This window comes from Bradyrhizobium sp. (assembly GCF_027451485.1).
In the GTDB taxonomy this organism is placed as follows: Bacteria; Pseudomonadota; Alphaproteobacteria; order Rhizobiales; family Xanthobacteraceae; genus Bradyrhizobium.
Window position 1 is genome coordinate 1 of the sequence record NZ_DAIDJE010000098.1, and the last position, 8813, is coordinate 8813.

Annotated in this window: 5 protein-coding genes; all 5 read left to right on the plus strand. The window is 62.3% G+C overall.

The window, feature by feature from the left end; all coding sequences use genetic code 11:
- Window positions 1–77 precede the first annotated feature (77 nt).
- On the plus strand, window positions 78–1886 hold the full coding sequence (locus tag NEZ08_RS13420) for a flagellar hook-basal body complex protein (RefSeq protein ID WP_298107482.1): 1809 nt from the start codon (window positions 78–80) through the stop codon (window positions 1884–1886).
- Between the two features lie 49 nt (window positions 1887–1935).
- On the plus strand, window positions 1936–3804 hold the full coding sequence (gene flgK, locus NEZ08_RS13425; RefSeq protein ID WP_298107484.1) for a flagellar hook-associated protein FlgK: 1869 nt from the start codon (window positions 1936–1938) through the stop codon (window positions 3802–3804).
- A 10-nt stretch (window positions 3805–3814) separates the two neighbouring features.
- Window positions 3815–5800, plus strand: coding sequence for a flagellar protein (locus NEZ08_RS13430; RefSeq protein ID WP_298107485.1), 1986 nt, complete (start codon window positions 3815–3817; stop codon window positions 5798–5800).
- A 244-nt stretch (window positions 5801–6044) separates the two neighbouring features.
- Window positions 6045–7598 carry a hypothetical protein gene (locus NEZ08_RS13435; RefSeq protein WP_298107487.1) on the plus strand — a complete coding sequence of 518 codons (1554 nt, stop codon included), beginning with the start codon at window positions 6045–6047 and terminating at the stop codon, window positions 7596–7598.
- Window positions 7588–8813, plus strand: a 1226-nt coding sequence (locus tag NEZ08_RS13440; RefSeq protein WP_298107489.1) for a hypothetical protein, incomplete at its 3' end; no start/stop codon positions are given. The genes NEZ08_RS13435 and NEZ08_RS13440, both read left to right, overlap by 11 nt.

Sequence of the window (8813 nt, forward strand, 5' to 3'; positions counted from 1 at the left end):
CGACGTCTCCGTCGATGATGGTTCTACGCGGGTAGCCGCCTGCGTGGCCTTTAGTGACCGGATGTGGAGACAAAGTTATGGGTATCTTCGACGCGCTAAATACCTCGGTGGGTGGCCTGCAGGCTCAATCCTTCGCGTTGCAGAATATATCGGGCAACATCGCAAACGCCTCCACCGTCGGCTACAAGGGCATTAATACCAGCTTCGAGGATCTGATCCCGGATGCGCTGACGGTCGACAAGCAGGTCGCCGGCGGCGTCACGGCGCACGCCCAGCAGACCATCACCAGTCAGGGAACGGTCTCGAGCTCGACGGTCGCAACCAACATCGCCATCAACGGCGACGGCTTCTTCAACGTGCAAAAGCCGACCGGCGTCTCCGATAACACACCCACCTTCAACGGCGTCACGGACTATACCCGCGCCGGCGATTTCCAGGTCAATGCCCAAGGCTATCTGGTGAACAGTGCCGGCTACTACCTGATGGGAGTCAACGTCGATCCGAAGACCGGCAATCCGTTGGGCAACGTGCCGACAGTCCTGCAGTTCAACAATAATTTCGTGCCGGCGCAGGCGACGACGGCGATTCAATATGCAGCGAACCTGCCGACGGTTCCGGTGACTGTGGCGAGTCCGAACGCGACGCCCGGATCGATCACCGCCGCCGGCGGCCTCAACCAGGCCGATTTCGGCATCAACAATCCGGTGGTAGCGGGAACCCCGGCGCAGCCTTTCGTCAACGCGTTCGTGACGGGCAATACGGCCCAGGACGCCTCGGCCAACAAGATCACGACAACGACGCCGCTCAGCAGTCTGCCCACGGCGATCACCGGTGGTGACGTCGTCGTCAACGGTACCACTATTACGTTTTCGAACAGCGCGACCACGACCGCGCCGCCCTACAATATCGACACGACGGGCGGCACGGTTGGCGACTTACTTACGACAATCGACAAGATCACCGGCAACACCACTAACGCAAGCAGCATTACCAACGGTCAGGTCACGTTGAACACAGGTTTGAATAATGACCTCAAGGTCACCACCGACACCAGCGGCGTCTTCGCGGAACTCGGTTTCACCAGCCTTCCGTCGGCAGCGCGTACGGGCGGTGGATCGGTGGGCACAGGTCTTGTGGTCGGCAATAACGTCACCACCTTCGACAATGAAAGCATCAGCGGCGGCGCCGTCACGGTCTACAACTCGGCAGGCACTCCGGTGAACGTGCAGCTTCGCTGGGCCATGACGGACAGCTCCAGCCTTGGCGCTGGCCACGCCAACACCTGGAATCTGTTCTACCAGAGCAACTCGACGGCGACAGGCAGCCAGACGGCCTGGACCAACGTCGGCACGAACTTCATCTTCAACTCCAACGGCGTCTTGACGAGCCCGGCAGGCGGCGGCGTCACCATCCCCAACCTCACGGTCAATGGTCAGCAGGTCGGAAACGTTTCGTTGAACTTTGCGACCGGCGCGTTGTCGCAATTCGCCTCGACCAGCGGCACTGCGACCATCGGCCAGGTTACACAGAACGGTTTTGCCGCCGGTCAGCTCCAGTCGGTGGCCATCAACAACTCCGGCCTCGTCGTCGGCACGTTCTCCAACGGGCAGAATATCGATCTCGCGCAGATCACGCTGTCGCACTTCAACGGCACGAATTACCTGCAAGCTCTCGACGGTCAGGCTTACGCGGCCACCGAACAGTCCGGCGCCGCGATCCAGGGCGCATCTGGAACGATCTCGGGTTCGTCGCTCGAAGGCTCCAACACCGACATTGCTGACCAGTTCACCAAGCTGATCGTGACCCAGCAGGCGTATTCGGCCAATACCAAGGTGATCACCACGGCCAACGACATGGTTCAGAGTCTACTGTCGGTGATCCGCTGATCGGCGGCTCGCCGATGTCGGCGTAACCTAATTAGAGGCGGCATTAAAGATGGGTTTGAGTTCTGCCCTTGCCACAGCGATGAGCGGACTGCGGGCCAACCAGGCTTCGCTTGCGATTACCTCCGGCAATATCGCCAACGCGCAGACACCGGGCTATGTGGCCGAGACGCCCAATCAGAGCGAACTGGCGACCGGCACGGGCGGCACCACCGTCCAGGTCAATGGCGTCACCCGCGAACTCGATGTGTTCATCCAGAATCAACTGCGCACCGAGACCGGCGGAGCCGGTTTCGCCGACCAGATGTCGAACATCCTCGGGCAATTGCAAAGCGTCTATGGCACCCCGGGAGGCACCGGCACGCTGGAAACCGCCTTCAACAGTTTCACCAGCGCGTTGCAGGGCCTGTCGAGCAACCCCGGCGGCCTGTCGGCGCAGACCACGGCGCTCGGCGCGGCGCAGACACTGGCGCAGCAGCTCAACACGACTTCGCAAGGCATCCAGACGCTGCGCTCGAACGTCGAACAGGATATCGGAACGTCGGTTAACCAGGCGAACGCGGATCTGACCAGGATTGCCTCGCTCAATACCCAGTTGCAGGGTCTGGGTCCGAACGATCCTTCGGCCGCCACGCTGGAAGATCAGCGCGACAGTGCCATCAACGATCTCGCGAGTCTGATGGACGTCAAGGCGGTGACCGACGGCGCCAACCAGGTCAGCGTCATGACCAACTCGGGCGTTCAGCTCGTCAGCGGCAGCCAGGCCTCGCAATTCGCGTTCTCGTCAGCGGGCACGCTGAGCCCGACCTCGCTCTATAACGCCGATCCGATCAAGAACGGCGTAGGTTCGCTGACGATCAAGCTGCCGAACGGTGCCAATATCGATGCGATCGCCAACAACGTGATCAGCTCGGGACGTATCGCGGCCGATATCCAGTTGCGCGACCAGACGCTGGTGCAGGCGCAGAACCAGGTCGACCAGCTCGCCGCGTCGATGTCGAGCTCGCTTTCCGACCTGACGACGCAAGGCACTGCAGTTTCTTCGGGTTCGCTGTCCGGGTTCACACTCGATCTGAGCAATTTGCAGGCTGGCAACTCGATCAATCTGACCTACACCAATGCGCTTGGCCAGCAGCAGCAGGTGAAGGTGGTCGCCGTGACTGATCCGAGCGCGCTGCCGCTGGCGAGTCCGACCGGCACCAGCCCGCAGGTGATCGGCGTCAACATCTCCGGCGGCGTGGCGTCGGTAGCGTCGCAGCTCAATGCAGCGCTCGGGGCGAGCCATCTGCAATTCTCCAATCCGTCCGGCAACACATTGCAGCTCGTTGCGAACTCGGCCGACAATGTCACCGTCAATTCCGCCTCGACGACAACGACCGTCACCTCGCCGACAAGTGGTAACCCGCAACTGGCCGTCTTTACTGACGCCGGTTCGCCCTACACCGGCGCCATCACCGGCAGCGGCTCGGAATTGACGGGGCTTGCCGGCCGCATCGAGGTCAATCCCGCGCTGATCGCCAATCCGTCGGCCCTGACCGTCTACAACACCAATCCGCAGACGCCGGCCGGCGATAACACGCGCTCCAATTTCCTGTTTTCCCAGCTGACCTCGGCCACGTCGACCTTCCTGCCGCAGTCCGGCCTTGGCTCATCGAAGGCGCCGTTCAACGGCACCATCGGGAATTACCTGCAGCAGTTCCTGAGCCTGCAGGCCAATGCGGCCGCCTCCGCGACCAGCTTGCAGCAGGGGCAGGCCGTGGTCGTCAGCACGTTACAGCAAAAATTCGATTCGACTTCCCAGGTCAGCATCGACAGCGAGATGTCGAACCTGATCGCGTTGCAGAATTCCTATGCCGCCAATGCGCATTGCATGTCGGTTGTTCAGTCGATGATGCAGACCCTGATGCAAGTCCAGCTGTAAGGCGATCAACATGAGTATCAATAGCATCGGTTATAGCGGTTCGCTGTTCGGCCAGGCGGTCCTGAACCTCAATAATCAGCTCACCAATCTCTCCACCCAACTCGCGACCGGGCAAAAATCGACCACCTATGCCGGCATGGGCATCAATGAAGGCTTTGCGGTTGCAGCGCGCTCGCAGCTTTCGAACATCTCCGCCTTCGGCGATACCATCACCAACGTGAATACGATCATCGGTGCCGCCAATACCGCATTGCAGTCGCTGACCAGCATCGCCACGACGGTGCAGGGCGATGCGTCGACCACCTCGCAGGATCTCAACAGCACCGGACAGACCATCGGTCAGGACAATGCGCGGAGTCAGCTCATCTCGATGGTGGGCATTCTCAACACCCAGGTCGGCAACCGCTACATCTTCTCCGGCAGCGCGATCAATACGCCGGCCGTTGCATCCGCCGACGCCATTCTCAACGGCAGCGGCACCCAGGCTGGCTTAAAGCAGTTGATCGCCGAGCGCGCGCAGGCCGACGGCACCACGGGCCTCGGCCGCCTGCTGATCTCGAGCCCCACCACGACAGGTGTGGCGCCGGCCACGACAACGTCGTTTTCAGTTTCGGAGGACGCGGCCGGCTCGCCGTTCGGATTGAAGCTGAGTTCGGTGTCATCAACGCTGACCGGTGCGACGGTCACTGGTCCGTCCGGTTCGCCGGCATCGGTCTCGTTTTCCTTCGGCTCGACGACCAATCCGAGTCCTGGCGACCAGGTGACCGTCAACTTCAAGCTTCCCGACGGTACGACCTCGTCGGTGACGTTGACGGCGACAACCCAGAATCCGCCGCCGACCGGCAGTTTTCTGATCGCGACAACGGCCGGCACACCCGATCCCGCCACAACCGCGCAGAACTTGAACACCGCGTTGAACTCGGCGATCGGGACTCTGGCCAACACGACGTTGGTTGCGGCGTCGGCCGTGGCCGCGGGCAATGACTTCTTCGATCCGTCGAGCAGCGCAACTGGAGCAGTCGCAAAGGACCAGGAGGCGACGCCGCAGCCGATTACGAGCGCGACCTTGCTCTCGGGCGCGGCAGGAACGGCCTCGCTTTCGAGCGGCTTTCAGAACGGCGACAGCATCACCGTTAACGGCACGAGCATTTCGTTTTCCACGTCGTCGCCCACATCCTTGAGCGGGCCAACCTACAATATCAATCCCACCACCGGCACCGTCGGCAACCTGCTTTCGGCGATCGACTCGATCACCGGTACCACGACGCCGTCGTCGATCGACGGCGGCGCCATCACGATCAATACGCCAAACGCCGCCAATTTCTCGATTTCGGCCTCGTCATCGGATCCCAGCGCGCAGTCAGCGCTTGCGGCCTTGGGTTTTTCCTCGGGTGCTGGCACCGCGACCACGACTGCGTCAGGTACGGCCATTAGCGCGATCCAGCCGCCGCTGCGCGTTTCCGGTTCGCCACTGAGCAGCGCAACCTCGCTCGTCAACGGTTCGGCCAACACGGTCGCCTGGTACACCGGAAACAATTCGCCGGACCCGCGCGCCTCGTCGACCGCACTGGTGGATTCGGGGATTGCGGTTCAATACGGTATGCAGGCCAACGAGCAGGCCATCCGTCAGCAGCTTGAGGGCGTAGCGGTCTACGCCGCCATGACGGAATCGCCGACTGCGACCAATTCGCCCGCGCAGGCGGCGGCGTTGAGCTCCCGTATCGCGACCAACCTGACGTCCCAACCCGGACAGCAACAAATCTCGGACATTCAAACCGATCTGGCCAATGCCCAGACAACGATGCAGGCGGCAAGTGCCCGGCAGTCCCAGACCCAGACCCAGCTGCAGAACATGGTCGACGCGACCGAAAACGTCTCGACCGAGCAGGTGGCGAGCCAGATTCTGGCACTTCAGAATGCCTTGAGCGCCTCCTACCAGACGACTTCCATCCTCTCCAAGCTGACGCTCACCAATTTCCTCCCGGCGGGGGGATAACAGGCGTCATGGCCTGAAAGCAGCGGCGAGGCGTGCGCTGCCGGCGCACCGTAAAGCTTTCGTTAACCATAGCTGTTTACGTCTCTTAATACGGGTTAACGCCTCGTTAGCTGCCGGTGGCGCTCTCTTCTCGTTCCGCCCGGCCGAGGAGTTGTCGGGAAATGGGGTCTTGGCGATGCTGCACGGTAGCGTTCGATTCCAGGTAGCGGAGAAATCCGGTGTTGGCGCGCGGTCGGGCCCCGCGATGGCTGAACTGTTCGTCCCGCTCGATCGGCTGCTGGCGGGGGGTGGCGATTCCCGCTTGGCGGTGAGTGCTGCGAGCGGCTTGAACGAATATGGCTGTCAGCCAATGCCTTGCCCGGAAACGCTGAGCTTTTCGTCGAGCACTGCGACCTCGATTTCCCAGCGCGCCTATGACCGCGCGCAAATGGCGCGGGAAGACATGATGCGGTCGGCAATCGACATCGGAATCGAAGCGGCCTTCGACGAGCGCATCGAGGAGATGCGCAACGAATTGCGGACCCATTTTGCTCTTCCGCCCGCGCTCGCCGACGTCGTGTTCTCTCCCTCCGGCACGGATTCCCAACTCCAGGCGCTGTTTCTTACCCGAAAGCTGCTCGGTCCCGAACTCGTCACGGTGGTGGTTGCGGCTGACCAGACCGGCAGCGGAACCGTCAACACGGCGCGCGGCTGCCATTTCAGCGCCGCGACGGCCAATGGCGGCCGGGTTCAGAAGGGAGAGCCGATTGCCGGGCTCGCGCAGGCCGTGACGAGCGTCGCGCTGCCGCTGTTCGACGAAACCGGCGAGGCGCGATGCTATTCCGCCAGCGACTTGAACGTGTTCGAAGCGGTCGAGCGTGCCGTCACCGGCGGCAGCAAGGTGCTGCTGCAGGTCATGGATTCCTCCAAGTTCGGCTGGCGAGCGCCGAGCGATGCTTGTCTCGAAGCGATCACCGCCCGCTGGCCGAGCGAGGTGCAGATCGTGGTCGATGCCTGCCAGATGCGTCTGGGCCGGGCGCGGCTCAAGCGATATCTCGAGCGCGGCTATATCGTGATCGTCACCGGATCGAAATTCTTCACCGGCCCGCCGTTCTCTGGCGCGGTGATGGTGCCGGGTCGCTTCGCTCGCCGTCTTGATGACGCCAGCGCCGTTCCGCCTGGGTTCCTCGAATATTCGAGTTGCAGCGACTGGCCGCAAAACTGGCCGAGCCTGCGGGCGCGCTTTCCGGTTCGAACCAATTTTGGCCAATGGCTCCGCTGGGAAGCGGCGGTCGAGGAGATCGGCGCCTACTACCGCGCACCTGACTCATTTCGAATGGCAGCGCTCACCAGTTTCGGCGAAGCGCTCGAACGTCTGATCGCGGCATCTCCCTCGCTTGCTCTCTTGCCCTGGCAGGACGGGCCCAAGGATGTCGCCGACGAAGAGTTGGCGCAGCGAACGATCTTTTCGTTCACGGTCCGGCACGGCGGCCGCATGCTTCCGCTCGCCGAATGCCGGAAACTCTACCGTGCGCTGGCCGGTCATGCCGGCGAGTTGAAGCCGGCGGCGCAAGCCTGTCTCATTGGCCAGCCGGTTGCGTTGGGCGTTTCCCCGGGCAGCGATCCGTCGCCGTCGGCGGCGCTGCGGATCAGCGCCAGCGCACGGCTCGTATCCGAGGCGTGGTCTCCGAACGCCGACGTCGCGCACCGCAACCTCCAGCGCGCCATCGGCGATGCCGGCACCGCAATTGCCAGTCTGGAGTCCCTGCTTGCGGGGGCCGACGGAATCAAACCAGGGGACTTATCCTATGGGTCATGACACGCCTGGCGCCGCGCTCGCGCAGTATCCGAGCGCCGACCGGATCGGCTTTGCGCGGTTGACGAAAATGGCGTTTGACGGGAGTGACCTCCGCCCGTTGCGCGATCAATTGCTTGAACGGTTGACCAAAGGGACCGCAAGCGCGGGCGAGGGCCTCGATCTGTCGCTGATCACCCAGTTGCTCGGCGACAAGCAGGCCGGGATGGCAATCCAGTCGGAAGTACTCGGCTTTCATCAGCTCTACCGCTCGCCCTGCTCGTGGGAACAGCCTAAACTGCGGGTGCTGGCGCTGGCGGCGGCCATCGACATGGGCGGTAACACGCCGATCGAATTTCTCCTGGAAAATTCCGGAATCGAACTGCAGACGCTCTATGTCGTTTCCGGTGTCGATCTACCGGCGCCGCTACCCGAACATGACGTGGCGATCGTGATCGCCTCGGATTCGGAGGAATGCGTCGAGGCATTGCGCAAGATCGACGCGGTGGCCGCGCGGTGGCCGCGCCCGCTGCTCAACCGGCCAAACCTTGTGCGCAATCTCGATCGAGACAAGCTGTATGGCCTTTTACGCGGTGTGGCCGGTCTCGAAATTCCCGCAACCCTGGGGGTGACCCGCGAACAGCTGGCGCCGATCGCCCAATCGCGAGCGGATCTTCCTTCGCTCGCCGACGAACTCAAGTTTCCCATCATCGCGCGGCCACGTGGTTCGCACGCCGGCGTGGGCCTTGTCAGGATCGATGATGCCGCAGCCCTTGCGCGATACCTCGGCGAGCGTCCCGAGCCGGCGTTCTTCGTCTCCCGATTTGTCGATTATTCAAGCCCGGACGGCTCGTTCCGCAAGTACCGCATCGTGTTTATCGACGGCAAACCGTATGCCTGCCATATGGCAATCGCCGATCGCTGGGACATCTGGTATCTTAACGCCGGCATGGCGTTCAGCGCCGAGAAGCGGCGCGAAGAGGAACGCTTCATGCGTGACTTCGATCATGACTTTGCCAGGCGCCACGATGATGCCCTGGCTGAAGTCGCGAGCCGCTTGGGTCTCCATTACTTCACCATTGATTGTGCCGAAAACAAGAACGGCGAACTCCTGATCTTCGAGGCCGACAACACGGCGGTGGTCCACAACATGGATTCGCCCGACGTCTTTCCGTACAAGCCGCCCCAGATGCGCAAAATCTTCGATGCCTTCGCCGCGATGCTGGTTTGCGCCGGCGC